A 19,940-nucleotide genomic window follows, 5' to 3' on the forward strand; every position below is an offset into this window, starting at 1 on the left:
GTCTGTCGTCGCTGGTGTTACGCGTTGACGATGTTGACGACCTTGCGGCCGCCCTTGGTGCCGAACTCGACCGAACCGGCCGAGAGGGCGAACAGCGTGTCGTCGCCACCGCGACCGACGTTGGCGCCCGGGTGGAAGTGGGTGCCACGCTGGCGGAGGATGATCTCACCGGCGTTGACGACCTCGCCACCGAAACGCTTCACGCCGAGGCGCTGTGCGTTCGAGTCACGACCGTTGCGAGTGGAGCTCGCACCCTTCTTGTGTGCCATCTTCTACTCCCGCCTTACGCGATCGAGGTGATCTTGACGCGGGTCAGCTCAGCGCGGAAACCCTGACGCTTCTTGTACCCGGTCTTGTTCTTGAACTTCTGGATGACGACCTTCGGACCGCGGAGGTCCTCGAGCACCTGTGCGGTGACGGTCACGTTCGCGAGCTCCGAGGCCGCCGACGTGATCTTGTCACCGTCCACGAGGAGCACCGGGGCGAGGTCGATGTTGCCCTTGTCGTCGGCCTTGGCACGGTCGAGCGTGATGATCGTCCCGACCTCGACCTTTTCCTGACGGCCGCCGGCGCGCACTACTGCGTAAACCACGTGGAATTCCTTACGTACTCTGCTTGAGGGAAGTCTCGGGTGCCCACTTCTGCACGAGCGGCTCCCGGAGCCCGGGCCCGATCGGCGACGCAGGCAGAACGGCCCGCTGACACCAGGGATCGAGTTTACTCGATGTCCCCGGCTCCGGTCAAACGGCGACACACGTAGCATTGCCGCGTGACCGTGCTGATCGACCCGCCGACGTGGCCCGCCCACGACACCGTCTGGTCGCACCTCGTCAGTGACCGATCCTACGACGAGCTGCACGCCTTCGCCGCACGCGCCGGGATCCCCCGCCGGGCGTTCGACCACGACCACTACGACGTCCCCCTCGCGCGCTACGACGAACTGGTCGCCGCGGGTGCCACGGCCGTCACCGGGCGCGAGCTGGTGCTCCGCCTCATCGCGAGCGGACTGCGGGTGGCGCAGCGGGACAAGCGCGCGCACTGAGGTCGCGCCCCGACGGTGAGTCCAGACGGCGCCGGACGGGAGGCACGCCCCGCTCCGGCGGGACGGGTCCGGTCAGCGGGTCGGCGGCATCCAGCGGTCGTCCGGTCCCGGGACCGGCTGCTGTCCGCCCACGTTGGGCTGCCCCGGCTGCTGGCCACCCACGGGCGGCACGGACGGCCCCGGGTCCCGCGGCAGCGGCGGACCCGGTACGGGCTGCACGGTCGACGGCGGGACCGCGTCGGCCGGGCGCACGGTCCCGGGGCGGCCAGCAGCGGACTGCTGTCCCGCGCGCTGTCCGCGGGGACGGCCGAGCCACAGCCACGCCGCGGTGGACGTCGCGAGGAGCATGAGGGTGAAGGGGACGCCGTTCTGCAGCGGGGCGGTGACGACGTCGATGACGAGCCGGGCTCCCGAGCCGGTGCGGGCGGCCGCCCACGACCCGGTGAACACCCCGACGAGGGCGAGCGCGACCGTCCCGGCGGCACCGGCGAGGACAGCGCGGAGGAGCACCGTCGGCAGCGGGCTGCGGCGGGCGATCGGCGTGAGGAAGGCCAGCGCCGTGAACGCCCCGGCGTAGAAGGGGAACGGCGAGGCGAAGACGCCGGAGACGAAGCTGCCGAGCAGGGTCGCACCGGTGCCGTAGGTCGAGAACGGGTGCACCACCAGGGACGTCCCGAGCAGTCCGAGGACCCCGGAGACGAACTCGACGAGCACGACGGACACGACGGCGATGAGCGCGCCCGTCGTGTTGGCGACCGAAGCACCCGGTGCGAAGGCACGACGCGGGTCCGCGCTGCTGCGCCCCGACCGTCCCCGCGGCCGGAGCCCGGGCGCCTGCTGCCCGCCGGGCTGCTGCCCGTACGGCTGGTGCGGGACCTGCTGCCCGGCGGGCTGCTGCGGGACCTGCTGCCCCGCCCAGGCGTTCCCGGCGGAGGGCCCCGGCCCGGGCGGTGCGGGCTGCGACCAGCCCGCACCGTAGAACCCGCGGTCCGGCTGCCGTCCGCGCGGGTCGCCCGGGTCGGTCACCTCAGTTCCCCACGATCACGGCGCCGTCGTCCTGCACGTCGTCACCGGACGACGCGGGCGCGCTGATGCTCGGGGACGACACCCGCCGGGACCGCGAACGGCCCTGACCGGGCTGCTTCGGCTCCGGGAGCGCCTGCAGCACCGAGTCGAGCAGCGACTCGGCGTCGTCGCGGACCGGCCGCGGCTCGCGCTTCGTGACCGCGACGGGGATGTCGAGGATCGCGACCGTGTTCTCCGTCGGGGTGACCGGAGCGCTCGAACTCACGCGACGTCGGGCCGGCGCGGCGCTCTTCGTCGGCGCGCGGGTCGGCTCGTCGGCAGTGGTCGCCTCGGCGACCGCGGGGACGTCCGCACGGGCGGCGGGCTCGGGCGCAGCGGTCGGCTCCACAGCGGTCGGCTCCACAGCGGTCTTCTCCACAGCGGCCGAGGGCAGCTCGTCGGTCGACGACGACGCCTGCTCCGCACCCGGGGCACCGGCGCCGCGGCCACCACGGCGACGACGACGCTTCGAGCCGGACGGCTGCTCGCCACCCTGGCCGTCGGCGGCGGGGGTCGACGCGTCCTGCTCGGTCCCCTGCTCCGGCGCGGACACCGGCGAGACCGTCGACGCGGCGGGAGCCTGGCCACCGTTCGGAGCCGCGACACCGGTCACACCGGCGGCGGCCTCGTCGTGGGGCAGCGTCGAGGCCGCGATGCGGGACAGCGCGTTCTTGACGTCCTCGGTGATCTGGTGCGCCTGGGACGACTGGCCGTTCGACCCGTGCGAGCCGTTGCCCGACGCGCCGTTGCCGTTGCCGTTGCCGCCGTTCGGGCCGCTGTTCCCGCGGGCCTTCCGCCGGCTCTTCGACGGCCCCGGGTCCGCGTTGTTGTCGTTGACCTTCGCGTTGACCTCGTCGAGGGACTCGCGGAGGCCGACACCGATCTTCTTGCGGGTCATCTGCACGAGACCGAGCGACGTGACCTCGGCGACCTGGTGCTTCGTCCGGTCGCGGCTCAGGCACTCGACGAGTCGACGGAGCACGAGGTCACGGTTCGACTCGAGCACCATGTCGATGAAGTCGACGACGATGATGCCGCCGATGTCCCGGAGCCGGAGCTGCCGGACGATCTCCTCGGCCGCCTCGACGTTGTTCTTCGTGACGGTCTCCTCGAGGTTGCCGCCCGAGCCGACGAACTTGCCCGTGTTGACGTCGACGACCGTCATGGCCTCGGTGCGGTCGATCACGAGCGAGCCACCCGACGGCAGCCAGACCTTGCGGTCGAGCGCCTTCTCGATCTGCTCGTTGAGGCGGTACTCCTCGAAGGAGTCCGGGCCGTCGTAGATCTCGACGCGGTCCTTGAGGTCCGGCGCGACGGCGTCGAGGTACTCCTCGATCGTGCCGCGGGCGGCGTCGCCGTCGATGATGAGCTTCGTGAAGTCCTCGTTGAAGACGTCGCGGACGATCTTCACGAGCAGGTCGGGCTCCGAGTGGAGCATGACCGGTGCCTGGCCGTTCGCGACCTTCTTCTGGATCGCCTCCCACTGGCTGGTCAGGCGCTGCACGTCGCGGGTGAGCTGTTCCTCGGTCGCGCCCTCGGCCGCGGTGCGCACGATGACGCCCGCGTGCTCCGGCAGGACCTCCTTGAGGATCTTCTTCAGGCGAGCGCGCTCGGTGTCCGGCAGCTTGCGGGAGATGCCGTTCATCGAGCCGTTCGGCACGTACACCAGGTAGCGACCGGGCAGCGAGACCTGCGAGGTGAGGCGGGCACCCTTGTGGCCCACCGGGTCCTTCGTGACCTGCACGAGCACCTTGTCGCCGGGGCGGAGCGCGGCCTCGATGCGACGGCCGTGGTTGCCGGTGTCGACCGAGTTCCAGTCGACCTCGCCGGCGTAGAGCACTGCGTTGCGGCCGCGGCCGATGTCGACGAACGCCGCCTCCATCGAGGGCAGCACGTTCTGCACCTTGCCGAGGTAGACGTTGCCGATGAGCGAGACGTTGTGCGACTTCGTGACGTAGTGCTCGGCGAGCACGTTGTCCTCGAGCACGCCGATCTCGATCTTCGACGAGCTCGACCGCACGATCATCTGGCGGTCGACGCTCTCGCGGCGGGCGAGGAACTCGTCCTCGGTGATGACCGTGCGACGACGACCGGCGTCACGGCCGTCGCGGCGACGCTGCTTCTTCGCCTCGAGACGCGTGGAGCCCTTGATGCGCTGCGGCTCGGTGATGAGCTCGGGCTCGCGACGACGCGGTTCCTGGTGGTCGCGCGGTTCGCGGACGCCCCGCTCCTGGCGGTCGGCGCTGCTGCCCCGGCGGCGCGAGCGGCGACGGTTGCCGCCCTGCTCGTCGTCCTCGTCCTCGTCGTCGTGCTCGTCGCGGGCCGGGCGGACCGGGAGGTCCGGCAGGACCGGCGCGTGGAAGATCAGGCTGAGCGTGCTGGTCGCGCGCGGGACGAACGGCTCGGCGGCCGACTCCTCCGGCTCGGCTGCCGACACGGGCTCGGCTGCCGACGCAGGCTCCGGACGGAAGGCAGGGGTCGCCTCCGTCACGGGCGTCACCGCGGCGGGGCTCGAGTCCTCGGACACCGGCGGCGTCCCGACGACCGGCTGGCTGCCGGTCACGGTCGACACGTCCTGCGGCTCGGTCGCGGCGACCGCGACCTGCTCGACCGCCACGGGCGTCGACGCCGGGACGGCGTCGGGCGCCGTCGGCGCGATCGACTCGTCGGCGACCGTCTCGGCGTCCGCGGTGGTCTCGTCGACATCACCACGGGCCTCCAGGCCGGTGGACCGCGCGCGGCGGTTGCCGAAGAGGCGTCCCCGGCGCTTCGGTGCGACTTCTTCGTTGTTCGTGTTGTCGGTGTTCTGCTCCACCATGGATCTGGTGCACTCCTCGGCCCCACTCGCGCCCTGTCGGACGGCGGGAATTCTGTGGTTGTCACGGGTGGCGTCGACGTCCCCGTGTTCGTTCCTTGCGACCGGAGCGCACCACCCTGGGGTTGTGGTCCTCGGCCGTTCCGTGTCGGGCACCCGGCCCGTCCGGCTCGGCGTCCCAGGTGACGCGAGTCCCGGTCACGGCGCGCTCTCACCGCACCTGATCGTCCGGGCTGCGCCCGGAAAGCTCTCTCGCCGCGCGGATCGGCCGCGCGACTCCAGCCATTGTCGCACGACGTGCCAGGAAAGTACCGGAACGGGCATGCGATGATGACGGCGTGAGCACGAGCGCAACCTCGCCCCGCCGCCCCGTCGCCATGGCGGTCTTCCTCGTCGTGACCGGCGCGGTCGGCCTCTTCGCCGCGTTCAACCTGGTGATCGACGAGTTCGCGAAGTACGAGAACCCGTCGAAGGCGCTGTCCTGCGACGTCAGTCCGTTCGTGAACTGCTCGCAGGTGATGACGAGCTGGCAGGGGTCGCTCTTCGGCTTCCCGAACCCGCTCCTGGGCGTGATGGGCTTCGTCGCCCCGATCGCCGTGGGCGTCATGCTGCTCGCCGGCATGCGGAACGGACACCGGTGGTTCTGGGTCCTGTTCAACGCGGGCGTGTTCCTCGCCTGGGTCTTCGTGACCTGGCTCTTCACCCAGACCGTGTGGGTCATCGGCTACCTGTGCCCCTGGTGCCTGCTCGTCTGGAGCGTCACGATCCCGATGTTCTGGATCTTCACGACCTGGAACGCGGCGCAGGGACGCTTCGGCGCCGGGCTCCAGCGGTTCGGGCGTGCGCTGCTGCCCTACTCGTGGGCGCTCGTGCTGGCGAACTACGCCGTGATCGTGGTCAGCATCCTGATCGTCTTCCCCCGGGTCCTCACCACGCTCTGACGCCGGCCGGCGCTCCGCGCCGCGCGCCCTGCTGCCCGCGGGCGGCCACGTGCGCGCCCGTTCCTTCCCATGACAGGTGCGGTACCTGGCGGGAACGGGCGTACCTGGTCGGACAGATCGACCAGGCACGCCCGAACCCACCAGGCACGCCCGGAACGACCACGTGCGCCCGCGGCCCTGTCCCTCGACCACCCCGCTCCTCCGCGCCGCGGGTGCTCGCTGCCCGTTCCTTCCCATGACAGGTGCGGTACCTGGCGAGAACGGGCGTACCTGGTCGGACAGATCGACCAGGTACGCCCGGAACGACCAGGCACGCCCGGGACGACCAGGCACGCGAGCGCGCCCGACCGACTCCCGCACGAGAGACCCCGGCGACCCCGCGCACGACGACGGCCCCGCACCCCCGGGAGCGGGGGTACGGGGCCGTACGGCGTGGAGCGACTACTTCGCGGCGGCCTGGATGGTCGGCACGACGTCGGTGAGCGTGTTCACGCGCTGCCCGTTCACGAGGATGGTCGGCGTGCCGAAGCCCTGCGGACCCTTGAGGCTCTCGTCGGCGAGCACCTGGTTCGTCACCTTCGTGACCCACCCCTTGTACGTCTCGTTCGACAGGCACTCGGAGACCGCGGAGCTCGTGGCGCCGCCGGCCTTCACCAGGTCGGCGATCTCGGCGTTCGTCAGGCCCTTCGTGCCCTCCTCCGGCTGCTTCTCGAAGAACTGCGTCTGCACGTCGAGGAACTTGTCCGGCTCGTTGTTCGCGACGCACATGGCGGCGTTCGCGGCACGGCTGGCGTAGCGCGACCCGAGGTAGCTGCGGTCGAGGATCGAGACCGGGTGGATCTCGAGCGTCGCCTGACCGTTCTTCACGTAGTCGGCGATCTGGTCGGCGTAGGCACCCTCGAACTGCTTGCACACCGGGCAGGCCCAGTCGACGTACTCGACGACCTTGACCTTGCCGTCGCTGTCGGCGGTCGGGACCGGGGACGGGGTGCCGTCGGCGGAGACACCACCCGTCGTCACCGGCTCGATCTTGCCGTCGGCACCGGTGAACTGGATGCCGCCGGTGACCATGTTCTTCGGGCCGGCGGCCGACACGGAGCCGCCACCGTTGTTGACGTTCACCACGACGATCGCGACGATGGCCGCGACCGCCACGATTCCCAGGCCGATGCCGCCCTGGAGGAACCACTTGTTGCGGCGCTTGCGACGCTTCTCCGCGTCGGCGCGCTGGCGGGCGACGTCGCGGGCGTGCTGACGGCGCTCGTTCTTGGTCGGTCGGTCGTTGTTCGTCATCGCTTCGGGATCCTGTCGGGGCCGGGGGTCACGCGAACCAGAGGGCGAGCTCGCGGGCGGCGGACTCCGGGGAGTCCGAGCCGTGCACGAGGTTCTGCTGCACCTTGAGGCCCCAGTCACGACCGAGGTCGCCACGGATGGTGCCCGGGGCCGCCGAGGTCGGGTCGGTGGTGCCGGCGAGCGAGCGGAAGCCCTGGATCACACCGTTGCCCGCGACGCGCACGGCGACGACGGGTCCGGACTGCATGAACTCGACGAGCGGCTCGAAGAACGGCTTGCCCTGGTGCTCCTCGTAGTGCGAGTCGAGCAGCTCGCGGGAGGCGGTCACCATCTTCAGGTCGACGATCTCGTAGCCCTTGGCCTCGATCCGGCGGAGGACCTCTCCGGTGAGCTGGCGGGCGACGCCGTCGGGCTTGACGAGGACGAGGGTCTCTTCGAGATCGGACACGCAGTTCTCCTGTGGTTCGGTGGTCGTCAGTCCTCGCCCTGCGCGGCTCGGAACGCGGCGTTCTGCCGGTCGAGCTGACCGCCCTTGACGAAGCAGAACACCCACAGCGCCAGGAACACCGCGCCGACCGCGAACATGAACGGTTCGATGAAACCGGTGGCGAGGATGGCCGCCTGCAGCAGCCACCCGAACCATACACCGGCCGGCTTGCCCGTCAGGCGTGAGGAAGCTGCGAGGACGATGATCGCGAGGATCCCGCCGCCGAACGCCGCGAGCGGCGGCAGCGTGCCCTTCCCGTACACGACGAGCATCGGGAAGAAGAACATCACGGCCTCGAGTCCGAGGGTGATGGCGAGCAGGCTCTCGCGGGCGCCGCGCTGCGGCCGCGGCTTCCGCACGCGCGGCTGGCGGCCCGGCCGGGAGGCCCGGGGTGCGTCCGTCACTCCGCCTCGCCTCCCCCGGAACGCAGCCCTTCCGCGTGGACCAGGTCCATGACCTTGCCCACCATCACGATGGACCCCGCGACGAGCACGAGGGCGTCCTCGGCGTCCGCCTCGTCCGCCAGGTCGCGCGCCTCCTGCAGCGCCTGCTCGAGCGACGGCTCGACGACGACGCGGTCCTCGCCGACCTCGGCCACGACGACGCGGGCGAACGCGTCGGCGTCCAGGGCGCGGTCGCCGGGCGGCTGTGTGACGACGAAGGTCTGCACGGTGTCCTTGAGCGCGCGGACGAAGCCACGGGCGTCCTTGTCGCCGAGGATCCCGACGACGCCGACGACGTGCTCCGACGGGAACGCGACCGGCAGCGCCTCGGCCAGGGCGCGGGCCCCGTGCGGGTTGTGCGCGGCGTCGACCACGACGGTCGGCTCCTGTGCGATCGGCTGCAGGCGACCGGGGCTCGTCGCCGCGGCGAGGCCCTCGGCGAGGACGTCCTCGTCGAGGGCCTGCGACCCGCGACCGAGGAACGACTCGACGGCGGCGATCGCGACCGCGGCGTTGTGCGCCTGGTGCTGCCCGAACAGCGGGACGAACAGGTCGTCGTACCGGCCGGCGATGCCCTGCACGGTGACGAGCTGGCCGCCGACCGCCGGGGTGTCCGACACGACCGAGAACCGGGTGCCCTCGACGGCGAGCGTCGACTCGGTGAGCTCGGCCGCACGCTCGAGCTCGGCGAGCGCCTCGGGCGTCTGCGCGCTCGACACGACGGACGACGACGGCTTGATGATCCCGGACTTCGTGCGGGCGATCTCGGCGACGGTCGACCCGAGCTGCTTGGCGTGGTCGATCGCGACGGGCGTGATCACCTGCACCTGGCTCTGCACGACGTTCGTGGAGTCCCACTCCCCGCCCATGCCGACCTCGATCACGGCGACGTCGACCGGCGCCTCGGCGAAGCACGCCAGGGCGAGGACGGTGAGCGCCTCGAAGAAGGTCAGGGGCTGCTCGCCCCGGTCGGTGAGCTCCTGGTCGGTCATCGCGAGGATCGGCGTGATGTCGTCCCAGTTCTCGACGAACCGACTCGGCGCGATCGGCTCGCCGTCGACGACGATGCGCTCGCGGATCGAGACCAGGTGCGGGCTCGTCATCAGGCCCGTCCGGAGCCCGTGCGCGCGGACGATGCTCTCGGTCATGCGGGCGGTCGACGTCTTGCCGTTCGTGCCCGTGACGTGGATGACCGGGTACGCCAGGTGCGGGTCGCCGAGGAGTTCGACGGCACGTCGGGTCGCGGTCAGTCGGAGCTCGGGGGCCTGCTCGCCGATCCGGGCGTACAGGGCCGCCTCGACGCGCCGGACCTCGTCGTCGTCCCCGCCGTACGGCAGGGCCTCGGCCGGGGTCTGGTCGCCGGACGGGCCGACGGGGATCTCGATGCCGTCCCCGGTCGGGTCGTCGTGGTCGTCGTACGCGTTGCTGTCGCTCATGCGCGTGCCACCTCCACGGACACCTTCGCACCGTCGCCGACGTCCGAGCCCTCGCCGGGAGCGAACGTCGTCGTGGTCACCTCGACGCTCGTCGCCAGGGTCTCCCCCGCGATGAGCTGCTCGTGCTCGCGGACCGGGCCTTCGGCGCCGGCAGACACCCGGAGGGTCAGGGCGATGCGGTCGCTGACGTCGAGGTCGGCGTCGCGGCGGGCCTGCTGCACGGCGCGGACCACGTCGCGGGCGAGCCCCTCGGCCTCGAGCTCCGGGGTGGTCACGGTGTCGAGCACCGCGAAGCCGCCGCCGTCGAGGAACGCCACCGCGACGGACTCGTCCGCCACGGTGAGGTCGAGCGTGTACTCGCCCTCGACGAGGTCCACGCCGCCGACGGTGACGCCGGACTCGGTCGCGACCCAGTCGCCCTTCTTGGCGGCCGGGATCACCTGCTGCACCTGCTTGCCGATCCGGGGACCGGCGGCACGGGCGTTGACGGTGAGCTTCCGCTCGATGCCGTAGCGGCCGAGCGAGGACTCCTCCTGCTGCTCGAGCACGACCCGCTTCACGTTGAGCTCGTCGCGCAGGATGTCCGCGAACGGCTCGATCGCGGACGGGTCCGGCACCACGAGGGTGAGCGTGGCGAGCGGCAGACGGACGCGCCGTCCGGTGGCCTTGCGGAGCGCGAGGCCCTTCGAGGCGACGTCCCGCACGCGATCCATCGCGGCGACGAGGGCGTCGTCGGCCGGGAACTCGTCGGGCGACGGGAAGTCCTCGAGGTGCACGCTGCGCCCGCCGGTCAGGCCCTGCCAGACCTCCTCGGTGACGAGCGGGGCGAGCGGCGCGGCGACACGGGTGAGCGTCTCCAGCACGGTGTGGAGCGTGTCGAACGCCGCCTGCGCCTCGGGCGAGGACGCCGCGCCGAGCCAGAACTTGTCGCGCGAACGCCGGACGTACCAGTTCGTCAGCACGTCGGCGAAGTCGCGCACGGCCTGGGCCGCGAGCGGGGTGTCGAGCGCGTCGAGGTGCGTCGTGACGTCGGCGACGAGCACGCGGGTCTTCGCGAGCAGGTACCGGTCGAGCACGTCGGTGCTGTCGGTGCGCCGGGTGGCCTGGTACCCGGAGTCGCCCGACGCGTTCGCGTAGAGGGTGAAGAAGTAGTACGTCGACCACAGCGGGAGCAGGAACTCGCGGACGCCCTGGCGGATGCCCTCCTCGGTCACGACGAGGTTGCCGCCGCGGATGACCGACGACGACATGAGGAACCAGCGCATGGCGTCGGCACCGTCACGGTCGAAGACCTCGGAGACGTCCGGGTAGTTCCGGAGCGACTTCGACATCTTCTGGCCGTCCGAGCCGAGCACGATGCCGTGGCTGATGACGTTCCGGAAGGCCGGGCGGTCGAACAGCGCCGTGGACAGGGCGTGCATGACGTAGAACCAGCCGCGCGTCTGCCCGATGTACTCGACGATGAAGTCCGCGGGGCTGTGCTCCTCGAACCACTCGCGGTTCTCGAACGGGTAGTGCACCTGCGCGTACGGCATCGACCCGGAGTCGAACCAGACGTCGAACACGTCCGAGATGCGGCGCATCGTCGACTGCCCGGTCGGGTCGTCGGGGTTCGGGCGGGTCAGGTCGTCGATGAACGGACGGTGCAGGTCGACCTCGCCGTCGGCGTTCAGCGGCAGCCGGCCGAAGTCGCGCTCGAGCTCCTCGAGGGAGCCGTAGACGTCCTGGCGCGGGTACGCCGGGTCGTCGGACACCCACACCGGGATCGGCGTGCCGAAGTAGCGGTTGCGCGACACCGACCAGTCGATGGCGTTCCCGACCCACTTGCCGAACTGGCCGTCCTTGACGTTGTCCGGCACCCAGTTGACGTCCTGGTTGAGCTCGCCCATCCGGTCGCGGAACTCGGTGACGCGGACGAACCACGAGGAGACGGCCTTGTAGATGAGCGGCTTGCGGCAGCGCCAGCAGTGCGGGTAGCTGTGCTCGTAGGACGCCTGGCGGAGCAGGCGACCCATGTCGCGCACGGCCTTCGTCAGCGGCTTGTTCGCGTCGGACCAGAGCATGCCGGCGACGTCACCGAACTGCGCGGTGAAGAGGCCGCCCTCGTCGAGGGAGAGCACGACCGGGATGCCGGCGGCCGCGCAGACCTCCTGGTCGTCGGCGCCGTAGGCCGGGGCCTGGTGCACGATGCCCGTGCCCTCACCCGTCTCGACGTACTCGGCCACGAGCACGCGCCAGGCGTGCTCGTAGCCCTCGGCCTCCGCCAGGAAGTCGAACAGCCGCTCGTACTCGACGCCGTCGAGCTCGGCGCCGGCGACCGTGCGGAGCACGGCGGCGAGCGCGTCGTCGGCCGACTCGTAGCCGAGGTCCTTCGCGTGGGCCGCCACGGTGTCCGAAGCCAGGAGGTACCGGGCCGCACCGGCGTCGCCACCGTCAGCCGCGCCTCCCGGCCCGGCCGGCACGACCGCGTACGCGATCTCCGGACCGACGGCGAGCGCCGCGTTCGTCGGCAGCGTCCAGGGGGTCGTCGTCCAGGCGAGAGCGCGGACCCCGGTCAGGTCGAGCTCGGCGGCGCGGGCACCCTGCAGCGGGAACGACACCGTGACCGACTGGTCCTGGCGCATCTTGTAGACGTCGTCGTCCATGCGCAGCTCGTGGTTCGACAGCGGGGTCTGGTCGTTCCAGCAGTACGGCAGGACGCGGAAGCCCTCGTACGCCAGACCCTTGTCCCAGAGCTGCTTCCACGCCCACAGGACGCTCTCCATGTAGGTGACGTCGAGGGTCTTGTAGTCGTCCTCGAAGTCGACCCAGCGCGCCTGGCGGGTGACGTACGCCTGCCACTCGTCGGTGTACTGCAGCACGGACTTCCTGGCGGCCGCGTTGAACACGTCGACGCCCATGTCGTCGATCTCGTGCTTCTCGGTGATCCCGAGCTGGCGCATCGCCTCGAGCTCGGCGGGCAGGCCGTGGGTGTCCCAGCCGAAGCGGCGGTGCACCTGCTTGCCGCGCATGGTCTGGTAGCGCGGGAAGACGTCCTTCGCGTAGCCGGTCAGCAGGTGACCGTAGTGCGGCAGGCCGTTGGCGAACGGCGGGCCGTCGTAGAACGTCCACTCGGTGCAGCCCTCGCGCTGGTCGATCGACGCCTGGAAGGTGTCGTCGCCCTTCCAGAAGGCGAGGATCCCCTGCTCGACGGCGGGGAAGCTCGGCGAGGGCGTGACGCCGTCGGCGTTCGAGTTCAAGGGGTAGCGCACCGCATGGCTCCTGTGGTCGGGGTCGTCTGCCACGAGGACGGAGCGTGCTCCGCGGTACCACCTCGCTTGCCGGCCGCTGCTCGCGCTGCGACCGACCGCTCGTTCGCCGGATGGGGTGCGGTCCGGTCCGCCCGGTTCTACTGACGGCGGTGGTGCTGCCGCGTTCTTCCGGAGGCTCCCCGGTGATGGCCGGTTCGACGCCTGGTGGGACGAGTCTACAAGAGTCGGAGCATGCTGGAGCGATGCCCTCGTCCGAGAAGCAGGACCGTCCGGATTCCCTGCTCACCGTCGTCATCGCCTTCGCCGCCAACCTGCTCGTCGCCGTCGCCAAGACCGTCGCCTCCATGCTCACCGGATCGGCGTCGATGACCGCCGAGGCCGCGCACTCGTGGGCCGACACCGGCAACGAGGTCTTCCTGCTCGTGGCGGAGCGCCGGGGTGCGAAGCAACGGGACCGGAAGCACCCGCTGGGCTACGGACGCGAGACCTACATCTGGTCGATGTTCGCCGCGTTCGGCCTCTTCACCGCCGGCGCCGTCGTGTCGATCTGGCACGGGATCACCGAGCTCGGCGAGACCGGTCCCGCGGAGGACGTCGTCCTCAACTACGTCGTGCTGGCGATCGCGTTCGTCCTCGAGGGCACGAGCTTCCTGCAGGCCTACCGCCAGGCGCACGGTGCCGCCACGAAGCGCCGCGTGCCGGTGCTCCGGCACGTGCTGCAGTCGTCGAACCCCACGCTCCGGGCCGTCTTCGCCGAGGACGCCGCCGCGCTCGTCGGTCTCGTCATCGCGTTCCTCGGGGTCTTCCTCCACCAGGTCACCGGCCTGGCGGTGTTCGACGCGATCGGCTCCATCGCGGTGGGGCTGCTGCTCGGGGTCGTCGCGATCGTCCTCATCGAGCGGAACCGCCGCTTCCTGGTCGGCGAGGCCACCTCGCCCGAGCTGGAGGACGCCGTCCTCACCGAGCTGCTCCGCCGCGACGAGGTGGAGCGGGTCACGTACCTGCACCTCGAGTTCGTCGGTCCGTCGCGGGTGTTCCTCGTCGCCGCCGTCGACCTGACCGGCAACGAGGACGAGGACCACGTCGCCGTTCGGCTGCGTCGGGTCGAGGAGTCCCTGGAGACCAGTCAGTACATCGAGGAGGCGGTGCTCACGCTGAGCATCCCGGGCGATGCGTCGCTCGCGGCGCGCGGGGACGGCGAGGTCCCTGCGATCGTCCGCGACGGCACGGTCGAGGACGTCGCGTCCGGCGGCGCGGGCACGCTCCGGGCGTAGGGCTCGACCGCGGCCCGGTCAGCGCGCGTCGAGCCCCGCCGCGACCGGTGTCAGCGCCGCGCCGACGTACTCCACGAGCGAGCGTCGCCCGACCCCGTCGGCGACCCAGACCCCGAACGCCGCCGCGGCCGCCCCGAGCAGCGCTCCGGAGACCGTCTGCGGCCAGAGCGCCGTCGGGCGCTCCCCCGTCCGGGAACCGACGAACGCCGACACCGCCCCGTGCTGCGCCATCACCCGCGCGGCGACGCTCGCGACGAGCTCGGTGCCGATGTCCATCACCTCGGCCTGCGCGATCGCCCACGGCACGCGCTCCGGGTCGTGCGCCCGGGCGGCCGCCACGAGCGCCTCCTCCACCGCGCGCACCGGGCTCCGCTCGGTCGACGCGGCCAGGAACGCGGGGACGTCGGCGACCGCGGCGTCCAGTTCGAGCCAGAGCACGTCGGACTTGGCGCCGAAGTAGTTGAAGAAGGTCGCACGGCTGACGCCGGCCCGGGCGGCGATGTGGTCGACCGTCGTCCGTCCGTAGCCCTGCTCGAGGAACAGCTCGGCCGCCGCGTCGGCGAGCACCCCGGCGCTCGAGCGTCGGGGGCGGCCACCGCGGCGCATCGTCTCGTCCATGCCCTCAGTAAACCGCTAGACTCGACGCGCCATGATCTTGGACCGAGTACAGAAATCACGCGCCCGCGCCCTCCTCACCGCCGCGGGCGCCTCCGCGGTCCTGCTGGCCCTCACCGCCTGCACCGGTGGCGGCGCGGCCACCTCCGACAGCACGCCGGTCAGCGGCGGCACCCTCACGTACGCCTCGGGCGACGCGGAGCCGACCTGCCTCGACCCGCACGTCGGCGGCAACTACCCGCAGGCCCTGCTGTCGACGCAGTACATCGAGACGCTCACGAGCCTCGACCGCGACCGCCGGCCGAGCCCCGCCCTCGCGACCGACTGGCAGACCAGCGGCGACGGCAGGACCCTGACCTTCGACCTGCGGAAGGACGTCACGTTCTCGGACGGCACCCCGTTCGACGCGGCCGCCGTCGTCGCGAACATCGAGCACGTGCAGGACCCGACGACCGCGTCGAGCACGGGCTACCTCGCATTGCAGTCGATCACGAAGGCCACCGCGACCGACGACCACACGGTGACGCTGACCCTGAGCCGTCCGGACAGCGCGCTGCTCGAGTCGTTCTCGCAGCCGTGGGTCGGGATGGAGTCCCCGAAGGCGCTCGAGCGTCCGCAGGCAACCAACTGCGAGTCCCCGGTCGGCACCGGGCCGTTCACCGTGACGAAGTGGCAGCACGGTGACCGCGTCACCCTGGGGAAGAACACCCGGTACACGCCGCTCTCCGGGTCGACGGAGCCCCGCCTCGACGGCATCACCTGGCGCTTCCTGCCCGACTCGACCTCGCGCTACGCGGCGCTGCAGGCGGGCCAGGTCGACGTCATCGACAACGCCCAGCCCGACCAGCTGAAGGCCGCGTCCACCAAGGGCGCGATCCGCGACCTCGACGCGCCGCGCCCCGGCGCCTCGAACCGCCTCGAACTGAACTCCGGGCACGGGGTGTTCCGCGACGAGGCGGTCCGCAAGGCCTTCATCGCCGGCGCCGAGATCGACCCGGGCCTCGAGAGCCTGTTCCTCGGCACCGCGAAGCGCTCGTACTCGGTGCTGTCGAGCGTCGAGCCAGACGGGTACTCCGACCCGGCGCTGTTCGAGTACTCCCCCACGACCGCGGAGCGCCTGCTCGACGAGGCCGGCTGGAAGGTCGGCAGCGACGGGATCCGCCAGAAGGACGGCGAGCGCCTCACCGTGACCTTCCCGGTGTCGACGAACCAGTCCGTGCCCGCCGAACGCAGCCTGTTCCAGCAGGTCCAGGCCTCCGAGAAGGCCGTCGGGTTCGACGTCCGGCTCGAGGAGCTCGACCTGTCGAGCTGGTACGCCGCGCTCGCCGCGAACGAGTACGACGTCGTCAGTGCGCCGTACACGAAGGTCGGCCCCGACGTCCTCCGGATCCTCTACGACAGCGCGAGCATCACGCCGGCGCCGTCGGGCTACTTCGCGAACCTCGCGCAGCTCGACGACCCGACGGTCGACGACCTCCTGCAGCGTGCGGCCGCGACCGCCGACGCCGACGAGCGCGGAGACCTGTACCGTCAGGCCCAGCAGCGGATCCTCGCCAGCGGCACCGTGCTGCCGCTCTACGACCAGCAGAACCACTTCCTGTACCGGTCGACCGTCCACGGCATCGAGACCACGTCGGTCTCCACACCGTGGTTCGGCACGGCGTGGATCGCGCGCTGACGAGCCCACCGGCCGGGAGGCACCCCCTGCGTCCGACACGCGAGCACCGGTCCGCCGTCGGCTCGGCATGGGTCCTGTGGGGCCTCCGCCGAGCGGCCGGCGGCATCGGCGTGCTCTGGGCCGTCGCGACGATCGTCTTCGTCGCGATCCGGCTCGTCCCCGGTGACCCGGCGCTCGCGATCCTCGGTGGTCCGGGTTCGCAGGCCTCGGCCGAGGCGGTCGACACCGTCCGCCGGGAGTACGGGCTCGACCGGCCGGTGCTCGTCCAGTACGCGGTGTTCCTCGGCCGACTCGCGACCGGGCACCTCGGCGACTCCTACGCCTTCCGCACCCCGGTGTCGACGCTCCTCGCGCAGCAGCTCCCGGTGACGCTGACGCTCGCGGTGGCCGGGCTCGTCGTCGCCTGGGTGCTCGCGATCGCCGCCGCGTGGTGGTCCACCCAGCGCGGCCGCGTCGCCGCCGCCCTGACCGGCGCGATCACGGTGACGGCCAGCGTCGTCCCGCACTTCTGGCTCGGCAGCGTGCTCATCGTCGTCTTCGCGAGCGCACTCGGCTGGGTGCCGGCGGTCTCGGACGGCTCCGTACGAGGTTGGGTGCTGCCCGTGCTCACGGTCGCGGTCCCCGTCGCCGGGTACCTCGCCGAGACCGTGCGCGACGGCGTGGTCGACGCGCAGCGCTCGGCGTTCGCCCTGGCCGCCCGCGGTCGCGGCGAGTCGCGGGCGGGACTCTTCGGTCGGCACCTGCTGCGGCACGCGGCACTGCCCGGCATCGCCCTGTCCGCCTGGGCCTTCGGGTCGCTGGTGTCCGGCGCGGTCGTCGTCGAGTCGGTGTTCGCGCTGCCCGGCATCGGCCGTGCCCTGGTGACCGCGGTCACGCAGCGGGACATGCCGCTCGTCGTCGGCATCGCGCTCGTGTCCGCCGCTGCGTACGTCGTCGTCCTCGCCGTCGCGGACCTCGTCGAGCGCCTGGTCGACCCGCGGGCCGGCGGCCGCCCCGGCGAGCGGACCGCGCCGCGCCGGCGGGGCCGGGCACACGTCGGGACGCACCACGGGGCGGGCGCACGGTGAGCGGCATCGCCGACCCGGGCCTCCAGGCCGGTGCGACGCCGGCCACGGCACGGTCCGAGCGGTCTCGTGGGGGGACGCTCGGGCCGGCGGGGCTGGTGGCCGCGGTCGTCGTCGCCGTCGCGGTGGTGGCGGCCGTCTGGCCGTCGCTGCTCGGCGGCGGGGACCCGCTCGCGGTGCACCCGGCGGACGCCCTGGCCGCGCCGAGCGGGGCGCACCCGTTCGGCACCGACGAGTCCGGACGCGACGTCCTGACGCGGGTGGTCGCCGGGACGCGCGCGTCGCTCGTGGTCGGGGTGGTGGCCACCCTGGTGGGCGGCGCGACGGGTGTGGTGCTCGGCACGGTCGCGGGCCTCGGCGGACGGCTCGTCGAAGCGGTGGTCGGTCGGCTCACCGAGGTGGCGTTCGCCCTGCCGCTCCTGCTCGTCGCGCTCGTCGTCATCGCGGTGACCGGGCCCGGACCGGTGCCGGCGACGCTCGCGGTCGGGTTCGCGACGGCACCCGGGTACGCACGCATCGTCCGCGCACTCGTCCGCACCGCGCGGTCCTCGCAGGTGGTCGAGACGGCGGTGCTGCAGGGACGCCCGCCCGGCCGGATCCTGTTCCGCCACGTGCTGCCCGCGGCGCTCTGGCCCGTCGTCGCCGTCGCCACCCTCGGGGTCGGGCAGGCGGTCGTGTGGGCCTCGGCGCTGAGCTACCTCGGTGTCGGGACGCCGCCGCCGGCGCCGGAGTGGGGCGCGATGCTCGCGGACGGTCGCACCTACCTGCTGACCGCGCCGTGGATGAGCACGTTCCCCGGGCTCGCGATCGTCGTCCTGGCCACGTCCGTGACGGTGCTCGGACGCGCGGTGCGACGAGCGGGGGCCGCACGGTGAGCACGGGCGACGCGGAGCGCAAGGAAGGCACGGAGCGCACGGCGACCGCTCGCGTGCTCGACGTCAGCGGGCTCACCGTGACGATCGGCGGTGCCACGCTGGTGCACGACGTCACCCTGCACGTCGACGCCGGCGAGTGCGTCGCCCTCGTCGGCGCGTCCGGCTCGGGGAAGACCGTCACCGCCCGGGCGGCGCTCGGGCTGTCGGCACCGGGCGCGGTCGTCCGCGCGGACCGGCTCGACCTCGACCGCACCGACGTCCGCGGGCTGTCCGAACGCCGGTGGCGGCGGCTCCGGGGCTCGACCGTCGGCTACGTCGGACAGGAGGCCCTCGGCGCCCTCGACCCGCTCCGCCCCGTCGGTCGGGAGGTCGCCGACGCCCTGCGCCTGCACACCGACCTGCGGGCCGTCGACCGGATCGAGGCGGTGCGCGAGGCGCTGGCGGCCGTGGGGCTCGACCCGGCGCTGGCCACCGACGGCCGGCTCGCGGGCACGCTGTCGGGCGGGATGCGGCAGCGGGCGCTCATCGCCGCGGCGACCGTGGCCTCGCCGGCCCTCGTCGTGGCGGACGAACCGACCACCGCACTCGACGCGGCGGTCGCGGTGACCGTGATGGAGCAGTTGCGTGCGGCGCAGCAGCGCGGGGCGGGGCTCCTCGTCATCACCCACGACCTCGGGCTCGTCACCGGGTGGGCGGACCGCGTGGTCGTCGTGGACGACGGCACGGTGGTCGAGGACGGCCCGGTCGCGGCGGTCCTCGACGCGCCCGCGCACCCCGCGACACGGGCGCTGGTGCGGGCTGCGCGCTCGGGCGCCGACCGCTCCCGGGCCCCGGTTCCGGCGACGGACAGCCCGCCGGTGCTCGACGGCGTGGGGCTGACCCGCGTGTTCGACGGGGTCCCCGCCGTGCAGGACCTCGCGGTCGCGGTGCGTCCGGGTCGGGTGACCGGGGTGATCGGTGCCTCCGGTTCCGGCAAGACCACGGTCGCGCGGATGCTGCTCGGGCTCGAGACCCCGGACGCCGGCACGGTGACGCTCGACGGTGGACCGTGGGTGCCGCTGCCCGAACGGGAGCGCCGGGACCGACGGCACCGGGTGGCCGCCGTCGTGCAGGACCCCGGGGCGACGTTCGACGAGCGGTGGACGGTCGAGCGTGTGCTCGCCGACGCCCTGACGGACGGCGGTGCACGCCGGGCGACCGGTGCGCTCGCCGACCGGGTCGGCGCGGCACTCCGGCAGGTCGGGCTGGACCCAGCGCTGCGCTCCCGTCCCCCGCGCACGCTGTCGGGCGGGCAGCGGCAGCGGCTCGCGATCGCCCGGGCGCTGGCGAGCTCACCCGAGGTGGTCGTGCTCGACGAACCCGTGACGGCCCTGGACGCGACGGTGCAGGACGCCGTGCTGACGCTGCTCGAGCGACTCCGCGACGAGACCGGCGTCGCGATGCTGTTCGTGTCGCACGACCTCCGGGCGGTGCGCCGGATGGCCGACGACGTGCTCGTCGTGCACGAGGGCCGGGTCGTCGAGCAGGGGCCGGCGTCCCGCGTGTTCGACGCACCCGAGCACCCGGCGACCGAGCGGCTGCTCACGGCCTCCGCCCGCCTGACCGCCGGCGTCTGAGCAGCTGCAGCCGACGCGAGACTCGGCCCCCCGGACGGTTTCGCG

Annotated in this window: 17 protein-coding genes; 7 read left to right on the forward strand and 10 right to left on the reverse strand. The window is 72.4% G+C overall.

Going from position 1 to position 19,940, the window contains the following annotated elements; all coding sequences use genetic code 11:
* Positions 1-17: 17 nt before the first annotated feature.
* Both rpmA and rplU read right to left on the reverse strand, forming a co-directional pair.
* Entirely contained in the window at positions 18-269 is a 252-nt protein-coding gene (rpmA, locus tag QUG92_RS03050) for a 50S ribosomal protein L27 (protein ID WP_022905368.1), read from the reverse strand.
* 14 nt (positions 270-283) lie between these two features.
* Positions 284-592, reverse strand: a complete 309-nt coding sequence (gene rplU, locus QUG92_RS03055; protein ID WP_069711491.1) for a 50S ribosomal protein L21 — start codon at positions 590-592, stop codon at positions 284-286.
* Between the two features lie 177 nt (positions 593-769).
* Here rplU and QUG92_RS03060 point away from each other — a divergent pair, with 177 nt between their 5' ends.
* Positions 770-1,042 (forward strand): DUF4031 domain-containing protein, encoded by a 273-nt coding sequence (locus QUG92_RS03060; protein WP_069711492.1) that lies wholly within the window; start codon positions 770-772, stop codon positions 1,040-1,042.
* Between the two features lie 72 nt (positions 1,043-1,114).
* Here the strand turns inward: QUG92_RS03060 and QUG92_RS03065 are convergent, their stop codons facing one another.
* Positions 1,115-2,068: an AEC family transporter gene (locus QUG92_RS03065; protein WP_289457625.1), complete on the reverse strand. Its 954-nt coding sequence runs from the start codon at positions 2,066-2,068 to the stop codon at positions 1,115-1,117.
* A gap of 1 nt (position 2,069) precedes the next feature.
* Positions 2,070-4,925, reverse strand: coding sequence for an Rne/Rng family ribonuclease (locus QUG92_RS03070; protein ID WP_289457626.1), 2,856 nt, complete (start codon positions 4,923-4,925; stop codon positions 2,070-2,072).
* Between the two features lie 335 nt (positions 4,926-5,260).
* On the opposite strand from QUG92_RS03070, the gene QUG92_RS03075 reads away from it, so the two are divergent.
* Positions 5,261-5,863: a vitamin K epoxide reductase family protein gene (locus QUG92_RS03075; RefSeq protein ID WP_289457627.1), complete on the forward strand. Its 603-nt coding sequence runs from the start codon at positions 5,261-5,263 to the stop codon at positions 5,861-5,863.
* Between the two features lie 441 nt (positions 5,864-6,304).
* Here the strand turns inward: QUG92_RS03075 and QUG92_RS03080 are convergent, their stop codons facing one another.
* From QUG92_RS03080 to ileS, 5 genes are read right to left on the reverse strand one after another with little or no spacing between them, the layout of a single operon-like run.
* Positions 6,305-7,156, reverse strand: a complete 852-nt coding sequence (locus QUG92_RS03080; RefSeq protein ID WP_069711496.1) for a DsbA family protein — start codon at positions 7,154-7,156, stop codon at positions 6,305-6,307.
* 28 nt (positions 7,157-7,184) lie between these two features.
* Positions 7,185-7,604: a nucleoside-diphosphate kinase gene (gene ndk / locus QUG92_RS03085; protein ID WP_069711497.1), complete on the reverse strand. Its 420-nt coding sequence runs from the start codon at positions 7,602-7,604 to the stop codon at positions 7,185-7,187.
* A gap of 26 nt (positions 7,605-7,630) precedes the next feature.
* Complete coding sequence (locus tag QUG92_RS03090) at positions 7,631-8,047, reverse strand: DUF4233 domain-containing protein (RefSeq protein WP_069711498.1); 417 nt, start codon at positions 8,045-8,047, stop codon at positions 7,631-7,633.
* Positions 8,044-9,522, reverse strand: coding sequence for a bifunctional folylpolyglutamate synthase/dihydrofolate synthase (locus QUG92_RS03095; RefSeq protein ID WP_289457628.1), 1,479 nt, complete (start codon positions 9,520-9,522; stop codon positions 8,044-8,046). Before QUG92_RS03095 ends, QUG92_RS03090 begins: the two co-directional genes overlap by 4 nt.
* Positions 9,519-12,773 carry an isoleucine--tRNA ligase gene (gene ileS / locus QUG92_RS03100; protein WP_289457629.1) on the reverse strand — a complete coding sequence of 1,085 codons (3,255 nt, stop codon included), beginning with the start codon at positions 12,771-12,773 and terminating at the stop codon, positions 9,519-9,521. The genes QUG92_RS03095 and ileS overlap by 4 nt, the downstream gene beginning before the upstream one ends.
* Positions 12,774-13,015: 242 nt before the next feature.
* Between ileS and QUG92_RS03105 the strand changes: the two genes are divergently transcribed.
* Entirely contained in the window at positions 13,016-14,047 is a 1,032-nt protein-coding gene (locus QUG92_RS03105; protein ID WP_289457630.1) for a cation diffusion facilitator family transporter, read from the forward strand.
* An 18-nt stretch (positions 14,048-14,065) separates the two neighbouring features.
* Here QUG92_RS03105 and QUG92_RS03110 read toward each other — a convergent pair whose 3' ends face one another.
* Positions 14,066-14,665 carry a TetR/AcrR family transcriptional regulator gene (locus QUG92_RS03110; protein WP_182045799.1) on the reverse strand — a complete coding sequence of 200 codons (600 nt, stop codon included), beginning with the start codon at positions 14,663-14,665 and terminating at the stop codon, positions 14,066-14,068.
* 31 nt (positions 14,666-14,696) lie between these two features.
* Between QUG92_RS03110 and QUG92_RS03115 the strand changes: the two genes are divergently transcribed.
* Genes QUG92_RS03115 through QUG92_RS03130 form a run of 4 tightly spaced genes read left to right on the forward strand, consistent with a single transcriptional unit; the run spans position 14,697 to position 19,895 of the window.
* Positions 14,697-16,340, forward strand: a complete 1,644-nt coding sequence (locus QUG92_RS03115) for an ABC transporter substrate-binding protein (RefSeq protein WP_182045797.1) — start codon at positions 14,697-14,699, stop codon at positions 16,338-16,340.
* Entirely contained in the window at positions 16,325-17,407 is a 1,083-nt protein-coding gene (locus tag QUG92_RS03120) for an ABC transporter permease (protein ID WP_353062499.1), read from the forward strand. Before QUG92_RS03115 ends, QUG92_RS03120 begins: the two co-directional genes overlap by 16 nt.
* Positions 17,404-18,279, forward strand: a complete 876-nt coding sequence (locus QUG92_RS03125; RefSeq protein ID WP_182045795.1) for an ABC transporter permease — start codon at positions 17,404-17,406, stop codon at positions 18,277-18,279. Before QUG92_RS03120 ends, QUG92_RS03125 begins: the two co-directional genes overlap by 4 nt.
* The gene (locus QUG92_RS03130; protein ID WP_289457631.1) at positions 18,276-19,895 is read left to right on the forward strand and encodes an ATP-binding cassette domain-containing protein; all 1,620 of its coding nucleotides are present in this window, start codon (positions 18,276-18,278) and stop codon (positions 19,893-19,895) included. Before QUG92_RS03125 ends, QUG92_RS03130 begins: the two co-directional genes overlap by 4 nt.
* Positions 19,896-19,940: the final 45 nt, after the last annotated feature.

Origin of the sequence: Curtobacterium citri (genome assembly GCF_030362955.1) — a bacterium.
Lineage (GTDB): Bacteria > Actinomycetota > Actinomycetes > Actinomycetales > Microbacteriaceae > Curtobacterium > Curtobacterium citri.

Coding starts and splice junctions, on each gene's coding strand:
- rpmA (WP_022905368.1), bottom strand. CDS start 269: ATGGCACACAAGAAGGGTGCGAGCTCCACTCGCAACGGTCGTGACTCG.
- QUG92_RS03070 (WP_289457626.1), bottom strand. CDS start 4,925: ATGGTGGAGCAGAACACCGACAACACGAACAACGAAGAAGTCGCACCG.
- QUG92_RS03080 (WP_069711496.1), bottom strand. CDS start 7,156: ATGACGAACAACGACCGACCGACCAAGAACGAGCGCCGTCAGCACGCC.
- QUG92_RS03095 (WP_289457628.1), bottom strand. CDS start 9,522: ATGAGCGACAGCAACGCGTACGACGACCACGACGACCCGACCGGGGAC.
- QUG92_RS03105 (WP_289457630.1), top strand. CDS start 13,016: ATGCCCTCGTCCGAGAAGCAGGACCGTCCGGATTCCCTGCTCACCGTC.
- QUG92_RS03110 (WP_182045799.1), bottom strand. CDS start 14,665: ATGGACGAGACGATGCGCCGCGGTGGCCGCCCCCGACGCTCGAGCGCC.
- QUG92_RS03115 (WP_182045797.1), top strand. CDS start 14,697: ATGATCTTGGACCGAGTACAGAAATCACGCGCCCGCGCCCTCCTCACC.